Origin of the sequence: Oceanipulchritudo coccoides (assembly GCF_010500615.1) — a bacterium.
GTDB classification, from domain to species: domain Bacteria; phylum Verrucomicrobiota; class Verrucomicrobiia; order Opitutales; family Oceanipulchritudinaceae; genus Oceanipulchritudo; species Oceanipulchritudo coccoides.
Genome location: NZ_JAAGNX010000021.1, coordinates 1 through 440 on the forward strand (window position 1 = coordinate 1; position 440 = coordinate 440).

General features: G+C 55.9%; 1 protein-coding gene. It reads left to right on the forward strand.

Annotation, left to right across the window (positions count from 1 at the left end; translation table 11 throughout):
* Positions 1-440 (forward strand): citrate/2-methylcitrate synthase (locus tag G0Q06_RS14250; RefSeq protein WP_275106732.1); only part of this gene is annotated, 440 nt, incomplete at both ends.

Here is a 440-nt window from a genome sequence, read left to right on the forward strand (position 1 = left end):
TGACCCCGGCTTTACGTCAACCGCGAGCTGTGACAGCACAATAACTTTTATCGACGGTGGCAAGGGCGAGCTTTTGCATCGCGGCTATCCAATCGACCAGCTGGCCGAGAAATCGCACTATCTCGAAGTGTGCTACCTGCTCCTTTACGGAGAGCTGCCCTCTCCCGCACAGCTTGAAGACTTTGAAAGCCGCGTGACCAACCATACGATGCTGCACGAGCAGATGATGAACTTCTTCCGCGGGTTCCGCCGTGATGCGCATCCGATGGCTGTTATGGTCGGTGTCGTGGGGGCCATGTCCGCGTTCTATCATGACAGCACCGACATCCACGATCCATGGCAGCGCGAAGTCGCTTCAATCCGCCTGATTGCGAAGATGCCAACGATTGCGGCGATGGCCTATAAATATACAATCGGCCAGCCATTCATCTACCCGCGCA